General features: G+C 72.0%; 7 protein-coding genes. 3 read left to right on the top strand and 4 right to left on the bottom strand.

What is annotated here, in order from left to right; translation table 11 throughout:
* Positions 1 to 61: 61 nt before the first annotated feature.
* Together ACFRMQ_RS14270 and ACFRMQ_RS14275 are read right to left on the bottom strand one after the other, a co-directional pair.
* The gene (locus ACFRMQ_RS14270) at positions 62 to 355 is read right to left on the bottom strand and encodes a hypothetical protein (RefSeq protein ID WP_380730606.1); all 294 of its coding nucleotides are present in this window, start codon (positions 353 to 355) and stop codon (positions 62 to 64) included.
* Between the two features lie 12 nt (positions 356 to 367).
* Complete coding sequence (locus ACFRMQ_RS14275; protein ID WP_380730608.1) at positions 368 to 7,669, bottom strand: polymorphic toxin-type HINT domain-containing protein; 7,302 nt, start codon at positions 7,667 to 7,669, stop codon at positions 368 to 370.
* 474 nt (positions 7,670 to 8,143) lie between these two features.
* Between ACFRMQ_RS14275 and ACFRMQ_RS14280 the strand changes: the two genes are divergently transcribed.
* A complete protein-coding gene (locus ACFRMQ_RS14280) occupies positions 8,144 to 11,851 on the top strand; it encodes an RICIN domain-containing protein (protein ID WP_380730610.1) in 3,708 nt (1,235 codons plus the stop codon).
* Between the two features lie 142 nt (positions 11,852 to 11,993).
* Here ACFRMQ_RS14280 and ACFRMQ_RS14285 read toward each other — a convergent pair whose 3' ends face one another.
* Both ACFRMQ_RS14285 and ACFRMQ_RS14290 read right to left on the bottom strand, forming a co-directional pair.
* Entirely contained in the window at positions 11,994 to 12,782 is a 789-nt protein-coding gene (locus ACFRMQ_RS14285; RefSeq protein ID WP_380730612.1) for a hypothetical protein, read from the bottom strand.
* A 42-nt stretch (positions 12,783 to 12,824) separates the two neighbouring features.
* A complete protein-coding gene (locus ACFRMQ_RS14290) occupies positions 12,825 to 14,198 on the bottom strand; it encodes an MFS transporter (RefSeq protein WP_380730614.1) in 1,374 nt (457 codons plus the stop codon).
* Positions 14,199 to 14,509: 311 nt separating this feature from the next.
* Between ACFRMQ_RS14290 and ACFRMQ_RS14295 the strand changes: the two genes are divergently transcribed.
* Complete coding sequence (locus ACFRMQ_RS14295) at positions 14,510 to 15,883, top strand: condensation domain-containing protein (RefSeq protein WP_380730616.1); 1,374 nt, start codon at positions 14,510 to 14,512, stop codon at positions 15,881 to 15,883.
* Positions 15,884 to 16,037: 154 nt separating this feature from the next.
* The gene (locus tag ACFRMQ_RS14300) at positions 16,038 to 16,847 is read left to right on the top strand and encodes an aminoglycoside N(3)-acetyltransferase (protein WP_380730618.1); all 810 of its coding nucleotides are present in this window, start codon (positions 16,038 to 16,040) and stop codon (positions 16,845 to 16,847) included.
* Positions 16,848 to 16,883 lie beyond the last annotated feature (36 nt).

The raw sequence follows: 16,883 nt of genomic DNA on the forward strand, positions 1-16,883 counted from the left end.
CGCCGGATCAGTCCGGCGGGGCCTCCGTGGCGCATTCACTTCTGCGGGCCGGCCACTGAAACTACCCGAGTCGCCGCAGCGCCGCGCTCAGATCGTCAATCAGCAGAGCGAGGTCTTCCGGCATCTGCGCACGAAAGTCCTCGGCCACTTCCACGACCAACGTCGCGGCGACACGCACGTCGGCCAGGCTTCGCCCCTCCTCGATGGCAGCGGTCAGGCCCCCCAGTGGAGTTCCGAGCTCCTGGTCGATCACTGACGGCAACGCGTCGAAGTAGGCCGTGTCGTCCGTGAAGACCACGTCGACCAGACGCCTTGCCGACTCCTCGAAGTTCCGCACGTCATCCGCTACGGACATATCGGCCTCCTATCAGGGCTTGGGGTTCTTTCGGTATCTGATACCCAGGAAATCGAGCCTGGGTTGGCATGCCGTCGAACATGCGTATCCTTCGGTGCCATGTGCGGTGCCCCCGGAGGCGAGGCCGCGCACCTTCGACACATCGAAGCGCCCACCCTTGATTCCTGCGGCCCCTTCGGCCCGCTCGGCCAAAATGAGACACATCGTTTCGGCGCACCCGGTGTGCCCTGCCTTGCCCAAGGAGTTGGTGACGGACTCAAGCAGTCCACCCGGCTCCGGCGTCAGATCGTGTCCGTTGTAGCCGAAGTAACTCCGCCCCGAAGGCGACGTGTACTTCGCGGCATACATGACACCGTTCTTCTTCGAGTAGCGCCGGAGGAAGTCCGCATAGCCGCGGAGATCGTCGGGGACGCAGTTGTGGACCAGGACCGACGTGGCCCCCGCCAGCACATAGTACGTGTGGAACTGGTCGACGGTGAGGTTGTAGGTGACCTTGTCGGCCTGCTGGTAGTTCCGGACGGCCGTGACGGTGATGGTGCTGCCGTCGGGCTGGCGGAGCTGGTCACCGGGCTGGAGTTCGGAGGCGCCGGTCCACCGGTCGGTGGTGACGTCCCAGAAGGGGTGGTACCAGGTGGTGGTGAGGGTCTGAGCCGGGGCCAGGGCACCGGCCGGCGGGGCTCGGTCCCCAGGCTTGGCCTCGATGGTGAGGTCGGTGAACTCCTGGTCGTCAGGGGTGGTGATGGTGGCGACGACAGGCTGGGGAACCGTTTCACCCGTGGTGGGTGCGGTGGCCGTGACCTGGTCGCCGACGGCGAGCCGGTCGATGGCCTTGGTGCTCCCGTCGGCGAGCAGCACCTGGGTACCGGCCGGGAAACTGTTGCACCCGGTCCTCGCCCCCACGGCGCCGCCCAGCGCGCCCCAGGCCGCTCCGGTCAGCTCCTCTGTCAACACGGCCTTGGTCGAGTGGTCCGCGTTGCCGTCCAACATGTTGTTGAGACCGGCTCCCAGGGCGCCCACTGCCGCGCCACAGCCTGCGGCGGCCGCCACCGTGGTGGTGCCACCGGTGGCGAGTCCGCTGGCCGCGCCGCCGCCGTAGCAGACCGCGCCGGCGATGGTGGTCACCGTCGCGACGACGATCTCACGCACGACCGGGTGGTCGGTGGTGAAGTTCTGGGCGCGCTTGGCCCCGTTGCTGGCGTGGCAGCCGATGCCGGAGAAGGACAGCCACGAGCCGCACTTCTGGGTGCCTCGGCCGTTGCCGCCGCCACCACCGCCGCCACCGCTGGTGCCGCCACCGCCGCCACCGCCGCCACCGCCGCCGCCACCACCACCGGAACCGCCGTTGTCCGCACTACCCGAACCGTTGCTGATCGTGGTCGGGTGGAGGGCCGCCGGGTCGGTGCCCGAGGTGCCGATGGCGCACTCGATGGTCGCGCAGAAGCCGGCCGGGCCCTTGGTGGTCCCCTCCGCGCACTCCCGGGTCGCGCACCAGCTGCCGTACAGGCCACTGGGGTCGCTGGCGTTGATCGGGTCGTTGCCGCTGTAGGCGTACCCGTTCCACTGCTGGGGATCGGTGTCGCCCAGCAGCGGGTCCGGGTTGAGGAACCGTCCGGTCAGGGGCTGGTACTCGCGGGCTCCCAGGTTGGTGAGCCCGGTGGACGGGTCCAGCGTGCCGCCGACGAAGCCCTTGTCGCCGGCCCAGGTGGCCGGGTCGGGCTGGGTGCCGCGCGGGTTGCCGAACGGGTCGGTGGGCCGACGGGTCACGGTCTGGGCCGCGTCGGTGGCGATCTGGACGCCGTTGGTGCCGTGCGGGTCGGCGCACTGGTAGACGATCTTGCCGCCACCGGTCGTCGCGGTGACCCGGGTGATGGTGATGCCGCCGGGCGCGCTGTAGTAGCGCACGTCGGACATCGACCTGGAACCGGACTTGCTGGTGTCCAGGGTGAGCTCGTCGGCACCGAGGTTGAGCGTGGTGCGACCGGGGTCGCGCCGGATCAGCTGGTTGCCGTCGGCGTCGTAGAGGTACGAAGTCCCCTCCGACTCACCGGTCTTGGTGACCGTGGCGAGCTTGTCCTCGCCGTCCCAGGTCAGGGACGTGGTGCCGGTGGTGTCGGTGACGGCCGTGGTGTTGCCGAGCGCGTCGTACTGGTAGGTGGCCTTCTTCGTCCCGGCCGGGGAGGTGGTGGTGCTGGTCAGCAGCGCGTGCGGACCGCCCGTGCCACCGCCGGTGTTCGGGGCGCTGGTCTTGGTGTTGACGGAGCCGGGGGCGCCGAAGGTCTGGACGGTGGTGATGTCCTTGGCGGTGACGCCGGCCGGGTCGTGCTGGGTCAGGCCGGTGCGGTTGCCGGTGGCGTCGTAGGTGTAGCTCTGCCAGTACGGGGCCGGCCCGCCGACCGAGGTCTTGGCCGGGCTGCCGCTGACGGCGGGGCCGTTGGCGTTGGTGCAGCCGCCGATGCCGGGGACGGAGGTGGGGCTACCGCTGCCGGTGGTGTGGCCACTGGTGTCCGTCCAGCTTCCGCTGGGCCGGGTGGTGGTGCCGCCGGTGTCCGTCCAGGCGTTGGTCAGGCGTCCGAGGTGGTCGAAGGTGAAGCACTGGGTGTCGGTGCCCAGGGCGTTCTGCACGTCGCTGACGGACGTGATCCGGCCGGAGGGCGTGTAGGTGTAGGAGGTCCAGTCCAGCGTGGTGGTGCCGAGCTGCCGGTCCAGGTAGGAGTTGACGAGGCGCCCGGTCGCGGCGTCGTACTGCTGGGTGGAGACGACCTCCTTGCCGATGTCGCCGACCGTGGTGACGATCGGCCGCCCCAGCTCGTCGTGCTGGACGTCGGTGACCAGGGTGCTCAGGCCACCGGAGGAGATCATCAGACCGGTGTTGGTGTTGAGGTAGTCGATGCCCTCCGCGGGCAGGCCCCCCATCGCCGGCAGGTCGGTGTGCTCCAGGGAGCCGAGGACCGCCGAGTACTCGTTGTGCGTGGTGTACGTGCCCGCGAGCTCGGCCTCGTTCGACGGGATGGTCGTGGTGCTGCCGAGCGGACGGTAGGCCGTGTCGTAGCCCGTGACGGCCTGGGTGTAGGCCTTGCCGGAGTCGGCCCCGCCGATGTAGCGGGTCGAGGAGGCGGGCTTGCCCTTGGCCCCCGACACGGTGTCGTAGGTCCAGCCCGCGAGCTGGTTGGCCCTGGAGACGGAGCCGGTGTACAGGCCGGTCTTGCGTCCGAGGACGTCGTAGGAGTAGGCGAGGACGTTGCCCTTGGCATCCGTGGTGGAGGCGATGTTGGAGGCCGCGTCGTAGCTGGTCTGCGTGGTGCCGGTGTCGGGATCGGTCGAGCTGGTCTGACGGCCGCGCAGGTCGTAGGCGTACGTCCAGGCGTTGCCCGAGGAGTCGGTGCGCTTGGCGATCTCACCGGAGGGCGTGTACGCGAAGGAGGTGACGTCGGCGTCCGAGGCCTGTCCGGTCGGCGTGGCCGTCCGGTACTGCCACATCTGGGACGTCTTGCCCCGGGCGTTGGTGAACACGCTGGTGGGGAAGGAGCCCTGGGGCGGGGTGGTGTCGGTGCGGTCGACGCCGGGGTAGGCCGCCGACGTCACCCACTGCTGCTGCCCGTAGGACATGAACGCCTTGGTGGTGGCGCGGCCCATGCCGTCGTACGTCACCCAGGTCTGGGCGGGCACCTGGGAGTCCTGCGACACGAACACCGTGCCGTTCGGCAGGTTCTTCGGGTCGAAGTGCTCCTCGGAGGTCTTGATCGCCCAGCCGTGCGAGTCGTAGGCGGTGTCGGTGATCAGTCGGCCGTCGTCGCCCAGGGCGGTGGTGCGCTGGGTCTGCCGGATCCGGCCGAGACCGTCGTACAGCTCGGTCTTGACGTTGTAGCTCTTGTCCTCGCGCAGGGTCTTGGTGGTGACCACGGAGGCGGCGGTGGTGCCGTTGAGCGCGTACTCGAAGACGTAGTTGGCGGCTTCGGTGGTGGGCCGGTCGGGCTGCCACGCCGCGACGAGCCGGCCGACGGCGTCGTACTTGCGGGTGACGGCGCGGCCGTTCTCGTCGGTGGAGACCAGCGGCTGGCCGCGCCCGGGGTCGACGGTCTGGCTGGTGGCCCAGGTGGCGCCCATCGGACCGGTGACGGTGGTCTTGACCGGCAGCGAGCCGGTGGCCGGGGTGTAGGCGGTCGTGGTGGTGGCACCGTCCGGCCCGGTCACCGACTGCGACCGGCCGTAGGCGTCGTAGGTGGTCGTGGTGAGCTGGGCGTAGACCGCCTGGCCGCTGGCGTCGTAGTGGTCGACCGTCCACGAGGAGGTCGGGTCACCGGTGCCCAGGGCCTCGCCGAACGGCTGCCCGTCGAAGTAACCGCGGGTCTCGGAGAGGGTCGTGCCGGTGCCGGCCTTGGTGCCGCACGGGCCCGCGACGGTCGTGGTCCCGGAGGACAGCATGACCATCATCGGGTCGGTGCTCTTGGCGTAGGTCGTGGTGAGGCAGGTCTCGGGCGCGCCGGGGGTGCCGTCGCCCTGGTCGTCGACCTGGAGCGGGCGGTTGCCGTGGTCCGGATCGGGGTCGGAGGTGCGGACCTTGGTGGTGGTGCGCCAGGAGCCGTCGGCCAGGTGGCCGTAGCTCTTGTCCGTGGTCTTGGTGGCGGTGAACCGGGCGACGACGTCCGGCATGCCCCCCGACTGGGCGCGAGTCGCGGTGACGACGGGGTCGCTGGTGGAGGTGGAGTTCGCCGAGACGACGGTGCCGCCGGCCCGGTCGAAGGTCTGGCTGCCCAGCACCGATCCGGTCAGCCACGGGTCGTCGGTGTGGGTGACGGCGGCGGCGCCGGGGTAGGGCGTGAAGGAGACGGAGACGTTCCTCGTCCCGCTCCCGGTCACGTCCCCGTTCATGCCGCGCAGGTAGGTGCTGACGCTCTGGGTCTTGGGCGCCTCGCCCGCGTTGCCGCTACCGGTGGTGGTGGTGACGGTCTGGTAGCCGCGGAAGTCGTCCCAGGTGCGGGTCTTGGGGTCGGCGAGCTCGCTGTCGTTGCGGTGCCAGGCAGCGCCGCCGCCGTACTCGTAGTGGGTGGTCTTGATCAGGTCGGTGCCGGTGATCGAGTCCTTCTCGGTCACGTCCGACACCAGGACCTTGTGGAACCAGTCGCTGACCGGGTCCTTGGCCGAGGAATCGGGCAGGTGCCACTTCACCGGCATGCAGGCCATCTGGTTGTTGTCCGCCGACGCCGGCATGTGGTTGCCGGTGCGGGTGCACTCGGGCTCGGCGTAGACGACGTTGATCTGCCCGCCGGTCTCGGTGGTGATCTGCTGGATCCGGGGCCGCTTGAACATCGGCGCGGCGGGCACCAGCCCGTCGACCCGGTTGGCGACCTGCCGGGCCGTGAACGTCACCGGCGGCAGCGCGATGGCCGACTGGCCGTTGCTCCCGGTGCGGGTGATGGAGGACAGCCACAGCGAGGGCTTGGTCCCGTCCCCCGGGTCGGGGAAGGAGTACTTCAGGTCCCAGGTGTCGACCGTGGTGTACGCGGACCCGCTGAGCACCTGGGTGGCGATCTTCGACAGCCGCAGCGGGGACCAGTAGGTGGGCGAGTAGTTGGTGCAGGCGCCGGAGGCGGCGCAGGCCTGGTCGAGCGGGGTGTCGGGCCAGTTGGACTGGTTGGCGACGACGCGCTCGGCCTTGGTGCAGGTGACCTTGCCCGAGGCGCTGCAGCGCTCCTCGGTGCTGAACACGATCTTGGCGGCCGGCTTGGCCGTTCCGTTGGCCGCGATCTGCTCGGGCAGGCGCTGGCCGTAGCCGATCTCGGTGACCTGGTCGGCCCGCACGTAGGCGGTCAGCGCGCCGGTGCCGTTGTTCTGGCCACCGCCGCGGCTGTAGTAGTTGACGTCCTGCTGGTACGCGAAGGTCGTCAGGTTCTGGTGCGGGTCGACGATGTAGTCGAGGTTCCAGCGCCAGCCCTCCTGACACCAGGAGGACTTGCCCTTGGCCGCGTCGTAGCAGTCGTCCCCGCTGTTCGGCGAGTAGACGGGCTGGTAGGCGACGGAGTTCGTCGCCGGGTCGGTCCGGTTCCCGCCGGGCAGGTGGTTGATCCCGAAGTAGTACTGGGTGCCGTCGGTGATGGTGACGCGCCAGTACTCGCCGTTGCGGGCCTCGTTGGCCGCGCCGGTGAGCCGCTCGATCCGGGTGCCGTCGTCGCCCTGGAGGCGGAAGGTGCCGGTCTTGTCGTCGCGCACCAGGGCGCCCGAGTGGCCGCCGAGGTTGAGCGAGGCGATCTGCCCGGCCCAGCACAGGTCACCGGAGTTGGTGATGCCCGCGGTGTCGCAGCTCTTGTAGCTGCGCTCGATGTAGCCGGGCCGGTAGTCCCAGCCCTCGCCCATCCAGGAGGACTGCGCGTTGGTCGAGGAGGTCTTGCCGTCGACGGACGAGGAGTCGTAGAAGAGGCCCACCTGGGCGGCCGCGCCGCCGATCGAGGCCGGGGCCTCGATCCCGTAGGAGTAGGTGAAGTTGCCCATGTTGGTACCGGCACCCCACGCCGCGGACGGCGTCATCGGGGAGGCCGAGTAGCTGCCCATCGGGCCGTCGGCGGCCGGGGCCGCCGTCAGCACCATCGGCGCGGCGACGGGCGCGGCGGCGGGCGCGGCGGCGGGCGCGGAACCGGCCGCGAGGGCGGCGGGAGCGGCGCTCGGCAGCTTGACCTCGGCGCTCAGCACACCGGTGGCGGCGTCGAGGGTGGACGCGACCGGGGTCTGCTCCCGGCACTCGGGGCGCTCGGGGGTGGTCAGCGCGCACGCGGGCAGCGCGACCAGTCGGGCGCGGTCCGCCCAGGAACTCGCCTGGGTGGCCTTGAGGTCGAGGTCGACCTTGACCGGACGACCGGACCCGGCGGGTGCCGGATCGGCGTCGGTGAGCGCGACGACCGGTCCGCGCAGCCCGGCGGCCGAGCCCTTGGCCGCGTCCGCGACCTCCACCCGCACCTTGTGCGTGGCGGAGGCGTCACCCTTGGCCGGCGCCACGGCGACGGGCAGGCCGGCCGCCTTGACCGGGGCCGAGCCGTCCGAGACCGGACTGCCCCCGCCGGTGGCCTGCCGTGCGGCGCGCGCGGCCTCGGAGTCGAAGCCGATCGCCACCGTCGCCGAGCCCGGGGCCGCGGCCTTCGCCGCGTCCGGCTTCCACTCCGACGGCACCGGGTAAGCGGGCGCCGCGGGCTTGCCGGGCACCAGGTCAGTGCCCTTGACCGCCTTCATCCCGCTGCCGCGCGGGGTGTTCGGCGGCACCCATATCTTGCCCTGCGGACGGCGCGAGGCCAGCGCCTCGGCCGACGGGGCGGCCAGCAGTGTCATCAGGACCGCCAGCAGGCTGATCAGACTCAGCCAACTGTTCCGTCCCCCTAGCCAACGCCCGACCCGTGTTCGGGCATGCCAAATCCCCACCGTGCACTCCCCGTGCTCTGGTGCCAATGAATGGCCGTCAGCGCACGGACGTGCGCCCGGCCTTGGGGACTCTAGGACCGAAGATGATCATCGCGCAGCCCCCCTCCGGACCCGCCCTGCGACTCTTTACCTGATTTTGACCATTGGTCACGGAACCAAATGGGACATCGACGGACAGGACGGAATGCCATTTGACCAGGCGCCTCATCCCAAGCATCGTTCCGGCTCGAACGTCGTCCATCCCGGGTGCGACCGACGAGAAGGGGCCGAACCCATCCCATGTTCAACATGAATCAGACAAGTCACGGCGGGTCACCACACAAACGGAGATTCACATTCGGGAACCTCGTCGCCACCGCGACCGCCGGAATCCTCGGCGCCGCGATGCTGGCCGCCCCCGCCGCGCAGGCCGACACCGACCCCTTCGGCGCCGGTCCGGCGCCCGTGCCCGTCGACCGGTCCACGGCCGGTCCGGCTCCCGAGCTGACGGCTGACCAGCAGGCCATCGTGGCGGCGCGATCCACGGCGAAGGCCACCGGGAAGCCCGCGGTGGTCGACGCCCTGACCACCGAGACCTCGCAGACGCTCGTCAATCCGAACGGCACCCTGACCACCACGGCCTCCGCACAGCCGGTCCGGACCAAGCAGGGCAAGACCTGGTCGGACCTCGACGCGACGCTGCGCGGCAACCCGGACGGCAGCCTCAGCCCCGCCGTCGCCTCGACCGGGCTGACCCTCTCCGGCGGCGGCACCGGCCCGATGGCCACCCTGACCACCCGGGACGGCAAGACGCTGTCCGTCACCTTCCCCTTCGCCCTGCCGAAGCCCACGCTCTCCGGCCCGACCGCCACCTACCACGGCGTCCTCCGGCCCGACGTGGACCTCCAGGTCACCGCGCTCCCCAACGGCGGCTGGCGCGACGTCATCATCGTGCGCACCGCCGAGGCCGCCGCCGACCCGGCGCTGAAGAAGCTGCGCTTCCCGATCTCCACGACCGGCGGCCTGACCACCACGACGGACGCCGAGGGGCGCATCGCCCTCAAGGACGAGACCGGCGCGGTGCGGATCAACGCGGCCACCCCGTACCAGTGGGACTCCAGCACCTCGGCCCCCCAGGCCCCGGCCGCCGCCAAGAGCAGGGGCGCGGCATCACTCTCCGCGGCCGCCGCCGACAACGGCGCTCCGCCCGCCGACAGGTCGACCGCCGAGGCGCCCGGGACGGCGGCCGTCGTGTCGAAGATCGCCGTCGCCGCCGACAGCACCGGCATCGAACTCACCCCCGACGCCACCACGTTCGGCAAGGGCACCGGCCCCTGGTACCTCGACCCGACGATCAGCGTCGCCGGGAGCACCCAGGCCTACGCCCAGGTCCAGGAGTACAACCCGGGCTCCAGCTACACCAGCAACATGAGCAGCCTCGGGGTCGGCTACTGCGGCTACAGTGACTGCAGCGGCCGCGGCCGCGAGCGCATCTACTACCAGATCGGCATCCCCGCCGAGCTCCGCACCAAGCCGAACGGCGCTCCGTCGCTGCCGACCATCTACGGCTCCACGCTGTACACCACGGTCACCAGCGCGGCCAGCCCCGGCACCCAGGTCCCGCTCGGGGTGTACCTGGCCGGCGGCATCGCCGACGGTGGCGCCTACGGCACCATCAACGGCGGCACCAACTGGAACAACCAGCCCTGCAACGGGGGCGGCACCATGGGCGGCTGCTCCAAGATCGCCTCCCCCGTCACCACGGTCATCGGGAACGGGCCGGTCAACTACGACGTGACCAACGCGGTCCGCGAGAAGGCCGGCTGGTCGTGGACGAGCTGGATCATCGGGATCGCCCCGGACGACGAGTCGAACAAGCTCTACCGGCAGCACTACTCGACCAACCCGTACGTCGTCACCAACTACGACCTGGCACCCAGCATCTGGTGGCCCCGCACGTCCCCGACGCCCGGCACGGCCTCGGACGGCAAGCAGAGCGAGTGCACCTCGGGCGGCGCCTACCCGTGGACCAACCCCGGCTGGGTGGGGGCCAACCAGAACATCACCCTCACCGCCAGCAACTGGTCCCCGGCGAACATGAACCTCCATACGGTGTTCCGGATGTGGGACGACAACGACTCCTCGTTCGGCTTCACCGGTGACAGCGGCTGGGCCGGGAGCTGGAACCCCAACGGCGTCAGCGTGAACGTCGGTTCCCTCTCGGACGGCCACCAGTACGGCTGGACGGCGAACGCCTACGACGCCGACCCGCCGAGCCAGGGCCTCGGCTCGACCGAGACCCCGTGGTGCTACTTCCGCGTCGACAAGACCCCGCCCACCGTCTCCGTCACCTCGACCGACTTTCCGCCGGTCGGCACCCCCAACCCGACGCCCTCGAAGTACAGTTCCGACGCCGGGACCTTCACCCTCTCCGGCACGGACCCGGACCCGGCGGGCGGCCCCGCCGGCGGCCACTCCGGCCTCGCCTGCTTCCGCTGGACCACCAACTCGACGCCCGCCACCGGCTGGCGGTGCGACGACAGCAGGACCGGCGTCGCCAACAACGTCGACACCGGGGTCGTGCCGGCCTCCCAGGGCAGCTTCACCTTCACCCCCGGCCGGTGGGGCACCAACATCCTCTACGTCCAGGCGCAGGACAACGCGGGCAACTACAGCCAGCCCGTCGCCTACGCCTACTACGCGCCGTGGAAGCCGGGCAGCCTGCCGATGTTCGGCGATCTCACCGGTGACGGCAAGCCGGACATCCTGGTGCCCGACGCCACCGGCAAGCTGCTGCTCGTCCAGCCGTCCCTCGACCCGAGCACGGCCGTCGGCATCTCCGGCACCGACACCGTCGCCCCCGGCGGCCAGGGCTGGAAGAACGTCCAGATCACCCACCGCGGCTCCCTGCGCGGCAACGCCAACGCCGACGAACTGATCGCGCACCCGCCGGGCGACCCGTTCATGTACCTCTACCAGAACAACGGGCACGGTGTCTTCAGCACCCGGGTGCCGTTCCTCAAGAACGGCAAGACCAGCGGGGCCGCCCCCGTCTGCCAGGACGCGGACGGCGTTCCCCTGCCCGGCGGCTGCCCGGCCGACTTCGGCGGCGGCGACTGGTCGACGACCACCCAGATCCTCGCCATCGGCACCCCGGAGGGCGAGTACACCAAGGACGCGACCGGTCAGACCGTCCTGACCAGGACCTCCCTGCTCGCGGTGATCGGCAACAAGCTCTGGCTCTTCCCGCCGGGCACCACCATCGCGCGTCTGCTCAACGGGACCGACAAGGAGGTCTCCACCGGGGACTGGAGCAACTTCGACCTGATCGGCCCCGGTCCCGCCAACGGCAACACCGGCACCGACGCCGATCCCGTCCGCCAGCCCACCCTGTGGGCCCGCGACCGCGGCGACGGCCGCATCCACGCCTACCCGATCACCAGGAACGCTGACGGTTCCACCAACTACTCCGCCCTGGCCGACCCCACCAAGGGCACGATCATCGGGACCGGGTTCACCGCCGCCCAGTACCCCACCGTGGGTTCCTCCGGCGACATCAGCGGCAAGGGCCTCGCCGACCTGTGGACCCTCTCGCCGACCGGCGCCCTCCAGCTCTGGCCGGGCGTGAACGGCAGCAGCGTCGCCGGCCGCGTCACCGGGTTCGCGACGCCACCGGTCTTCCTGGGCACTCCGGGAGGCAAGTCGATCAAGAACTCCTACAGCAACCGCTGCCTCCTCGCCTACTCGTCGAACAACGTCAACGGCGCACCGGCCGTCCAGGGCGATTGCAACCCCAACTACGCCGACCAGATCTGGGAGTTCAACGACGTGGCGGGCGGCGGCTACCAGATCCGCAACAAGTTCAGCAACCGCTGCCTCGTCGTCTACGCCAACAACAGCGGCAACGGCGCACCGGCCGCGCAGAACGACTGCAACTCCGGCTACGCCGACCAGGTCTGGAACCTGGACCCGGTGACGGGCGGCGGCTACCTGATCCGCAACAAGTTCAGCAATCGCTGCCTCGTCGTCCTCGCCGCGAACAACAACAACGGCGCACCGGCCACGCAATATGACTGCAACGCCGGCTGGGCCGACCAGGTCTGGCGCTTCTGACGGACGGCCTCCCACCCCCGGGGCCCCGGGCCCGCCCGTGAGCGGTCCCGGCCCCGAGCGGAGCCGGACACCCGAACGGCGCCTTCCGCACCACACCGGTGCGGAGGGCGCCGTTCGCCTCTCCGGGGGGCTGGGCCCGCGATCAGCGCAGCCAGGGCCGGTAGCCGGGGTTGTCCACGCACCCGGACTCGACCAGCGAAGCGGTGTCCCGGTCGACCGGGCAGGCCCTGCGGATGAAGTGCCGGTCCACGCCGCCGGGGAAGGCGACCTCCAGCTGGTCCGCGTACTTGTGCTGGTCGCCGATGGTCGCGTTGACGTCGATGCCGCCGGGAGCGTCGATGAAGTAGTCCCAGGGCACCTTCTTCCACTTCTTGTACAGCGCGGGGTCGTAGGTGGTGCTGACGAACGGCGAGGGCTGGTTCTGCAGGACGTAACTGGTGATGTCGTACTGGCCGTTGACGTCCTTCGGACCGAATCCCTGGTCGAAGATGACGGACGGGTCTCGGCCGTCCGAGCGGAAGAGCGGGCGGCAGTCCTTGCGCCAGTGCGGAGCGGGGGTCGTGCGGGGTACGTCCACCTGGCGGTCCACGGCGGCGTACAGCGGGTCCGGGCCCGCCGGGATGCTCGCGAGGGCACCGGCGGGGAGGGTGACGGCCGACCGGTCGGCGCAGCCGTCGGCGCGCAGTTCGGCCTCGTCGGCGAAGTCGATCCGGCGTCCGTCCAGGACGATGGCGACGGCCCCGGTGTCGAGTTCACGGACGAGGAGCCCATCACACTGCGGGCCGCTCCAGAGTCCCCTCCCGCTGGGGTCGAGACAGCGGAACGGGGCGGCACCGGCGACGGGGGCGGCGACGGCCGGGCTCACCGGGGTGAGCACGAGGGCGCAGGCGATCGCAACCGCACTGGCGGCAGGGCGAATTCGGATGATCATAAACGCCACCCTGGCTTCCCTCCGCCCCGGAGAGCCCGCAACTCACCTGATCGAGGGCGTTTCCGCGTCTCCCTTTGACGCCGCTCGACGCCGGGCAGTCGAGCCGGCCGCGGACGGCTGCCCGACCGCCCGCGGCCGCGGCTGCCCGGCTCCCACCCGGCCCAGCTCCGCCAGCCGCCGCAGGCTGGCCCGGCGCTGGAGCGCGCCGAGGCCGACGGTCGCCGCGCCGAGCCCCAGCCAGCCGACCGGCCCGGCCGCCATCACCACCCCGGTCAGCAGCAGCGGACCCGCCGACTTCTGCACCGACTGGGACATCCCGGCGACCCCCAGGTACGAGGCCCGGGCGCCCGGCGGCGCCAGGACGACGGCCAGCTCCCAGGAACTCACCGAGCGCAGCAGCTCCGCCAGGGTGACCAGCATCGCCGCGGCCAGCAGCGCCGCCGAGGCCACCCACGGCCCGGCGCCGGTGGCGAGCACCAGCAGCAGGCAGCTCGCCAGCACCGTCACCCCGTACCAGCGCACCGCCGCGGCCGCCCCGCGCGGGCCCTCCGCCCAGGCCGAGACCCGCAGTTGCAGCAGCACCACGAGCACCGTGTTGAGCACCAGGAAGACCGGGACGACGGCGTGGGGCGCGCCGGTGTGGTGGACCAGCCAGAGCGGCAGGCCGACGTTGAGGATCGAGTCGTCCAGGTTGAGCGGCACGTCCAGCAGCACGAACAGCAGGTAGCCGCGGTCACGCCAGGGGCTCGGCACGGCCGACGGCTCCCCGCCGCCGCCCGGTCCGGGCTCCTCCCCGCCCTGCGCGGCGACCAGGCCCTGCCCGGACGGTTCCCGGGTGCGCCGGACCAGGACGGCGGCCAGCACGTAGGACAGCCCGTTGGCCAGGATCAGCGTCCGGTAGGCGGCCGTGGTCCCGGCCGCGAGCCCGATCGCGGCGATGCCGGCGCCGAGCGCGTACCCGGCGTTGGCGACGCTGCGGAACAGCGCCTGGTAGGTGGCCCGCCGCTCGCCCGCCACCCGGGTCGCGAACAGCATCTCCAGCGTCTTGGCCGCCCGCTCGGCCAGGCAGATCAGGGCCACCACGGGCAGCAGCGCCGCGAAGTCGTCGACCACCAGCAGCAGCCCCATCGCGCCCAGCCGCAGCAGGTGGCAGCCGATCAGCAGCCACCGCACCGGCACCCGTTCGGCCGCCCGCCCGGCCAGCGGGGAGCCGGCTATCCCCGCCACCGCGCCCACCCCGAGCAGCAGCCCCAGCTCCCGCGCGCCCATCCCGCACACGTAGGTGAAGTACAGCACCGAGGCGGCCGCCCACAGCCCCGTCCCGGTCCGGTCGACGCACTGCGCCAGCAGCATGGTCCGCGCGTCCCGCCCGCCCGGCGGGCACCGCAGCTGCGCGATCAGTCCGTTCCCCCGCATGGCAGGCCCCCGTCGTGTCCGTCATGGCGGCCGCGTGGTCGGCGTCGCCCTCCGAATCAATCTCGACATCAAGATACTTCATATCAAGAGACTTTCGGAACCCCCGGAAACGCCGGCGGCGCCCGACCTCCGGAACCGCCGATGGCGCCGACGCCCCCGCGGCAGCACCGCGCCACCCTCGACCGCGCGACCCTCGACGCACGGCGGGCGGTGCGCCACACTCTCCCCAGCAGCACCCGCGCTCCCAACGCACCCGCGCTCCCAACGCACCGGCACGACGCCACGCCCACCGCACAACGGAGAGCCACACGGTGACCACTCGCCAACTGCTGGAGATCGCCTTCTCGTCCGGCCGGTCCGGGTCCGGACCGGCCACCTGGGGCCAACGGGCCGTCTGGGACGCCGTGCGACAGCTGCCGCCGGCCGACGCGCCGCGCTACAACATCACCACCGCGGCGCCGCTGGACCCCGGACTGCCGCTGCCCGTCCTGCTCGCCGCCCTGGAGCGGCTGCTCCACCTGCACGACTCGCTGCACACCCGGCTGCTCCCGGACGAGGACGGCTCCCTGCGCCAGGTCCTCGACTCCGAAGGCTCCCTGGGCGTCCACCTGCTGTCCGCCCCGGCGGGCGAGGACCCGGCCGAGCTCGGCACCCGGCTGCACGGGGAACTGGCGGCCCAGGCCTTCGACACCGCCGGCCAGTGGCCCGTCCGGATCGGCGCCGTGACCGCGGCCGACGGGCTGGTCCGGCACATCAGCCTGGTGCTCTCGCACACCGCGGTGGACGGCTCCGGGATGAGCCGCCTGGTCGCCGACCTGTCCGCGCTCTGCCTCGGCGGCTCCCCCGAGCGGCCGGCCGACCTGCGCACCACCGCCCGACAGCCGCTCCAGGAGGCCGAGTTCCAGACCTCCGAGCGGGGCCTGCGACGCGACGCCGGGGCCCGCAAGCAGGTCGTGCGCAAGCTCCGGCTGGGCCCGTCCCGGCTCTTCCCGCCGGCCACCGATCAGGCCGTCGCCGGGCAGTCCGGCTCCGAGCCGCCCGCCCCTTTCCCGAACGCGGTGCTCCGCTCCCCCGCCCTGCCCCGCGCCCTGGAACGGGTGGCGGCCACCCACCGGGTCAGCACCGGCTCGGTCCTGCTCGCCGCGACGGCCGCGATGACCGCCCGGCTCTCCGGCTCGGCCGAGGCCGTGCTGAACGTCGTGGTCAACAACCGCTTCCTGCCCGAGCTGGCCGACGCGGTGAGCGTGGTCGCGGGCGACGGACTGTTCCACCTCCCGGACGCCACCGCCGAGTTCGGCGACGTCGTGCGCCGCACCCACGCCGCCGCGATCGGCACCTACCGCCACGCGTACTACGACAAGTCGGCGCTGGCCGCGGAAGTCGCCCGGCTGACCGCCGAGGGCGTCCGGCTCGCCGACCGTTCCTGCGTGTTCAACGACACCCGGGAGCTGCTCCCGGCCGCGGCCGACCCGGGCAGCGACCGGACCACCCTCACCTGGCCGGCGGAGTTCGAACCGCGCCCCGGCCTGACCTACGCCCTGGACGCGCTCCAGTCCCCCGAGGCGCTGAGCCTGGCCATGACGGCCGACCCGGCCGTGCTCCCGCGCGCCGCGATGGAACGGTTCCTCTACGGCGTCGAGGAGCTGATCCTCACCGAGGCCGAGACGGAACGGGCACCGGCCTGACCGCCCCGGAAGGCGTCCGGACACCCGTCGGTCGCCCGGCCCGGTCCCCGAGCTGACGGAGGGTACCCCCGCCCTGACCGACTGTCAGTGCCACGCGCTATGGTCGGCCCCGAACGATCCCGCACCAACCGCACCGCCGTCACCAGGAGGCACCATGACGACACCGGGCACCGCCCCTCTCACCACCGCCGACCTCGTGGAGGGCTGGCGCCGGGTGGGCGTCCGCGACGGCATGGCGCTGATCGTGCACTCCTCGCTCTCCAGTCTCGGCCGGGTCGAGGGCGGCGCGGCGGCGGTGGTGGCCAGCCTGCGCGAGGCGGTCGGCCCGGGCGGCACCGTCGCCGTGCCCGCCTTCACCTCCGACACGGTCCGCGACCCGGCCCCCGGGCACAGCGGCCCGCCCGGCGCCGAGGTCGCCGAGCGCCGGGCCGCCGTCCCGCTGTTCCACCCCGGACTCCCCTCCGCCATGGGCGCGGTGGCGGAGGCGTTGCGGGCCCTGCCGGAGAGCCACCGCAGCTCCCACCCCCAGGTCTCGGTCGCCGCGGTCGGCGCGCACGCCCGGGAGGTCACCGCCCGCCGTTCGCTCGGCTTCGCCGTCGGCCGGGAGTCGCCGTTCGGCGCGCTGCACGACCTCGGCGGGTACGTGCTGCTGGTCGGTGTCGGACACAACCGCAACACCTTCCTGCACTACGCCGAGACCTTCGCCCCCAACCGCCGGCTCAAGCTCCGCCGCTTCCCGATGGCGATCCAGGGCGAGCGGGTCTGGATCGAGGCGCCGGACGTGGCGGACGACAACGACACCCACTTCCCGCTCGTGGGCCGGGAGTTCGAGGAGTGGGCGGGCGTCCGCGAGGTCCTGGTCGGCGACGCGCCGTGCCGGCTGGTCCCGGTCCGCGACCTCATACCCTTCGCTGTCCGCCGCCTCACCGAACTGCTGGCGGCGGACGGCCCGGGAGCGGCGTAGCCCCGGGCCGACGGTTCCCGCCGCACACGCGGGAGC

Origin of the sequence: Kitasatospora sp. NPDC056783, assembly GCF_042789895.1 — a bacterium.
Lineage (GTDB): Bacteria > Actinomycetota > Actinomycetes > Streptomycetales > Streptomycetaceae > Kitasatospora.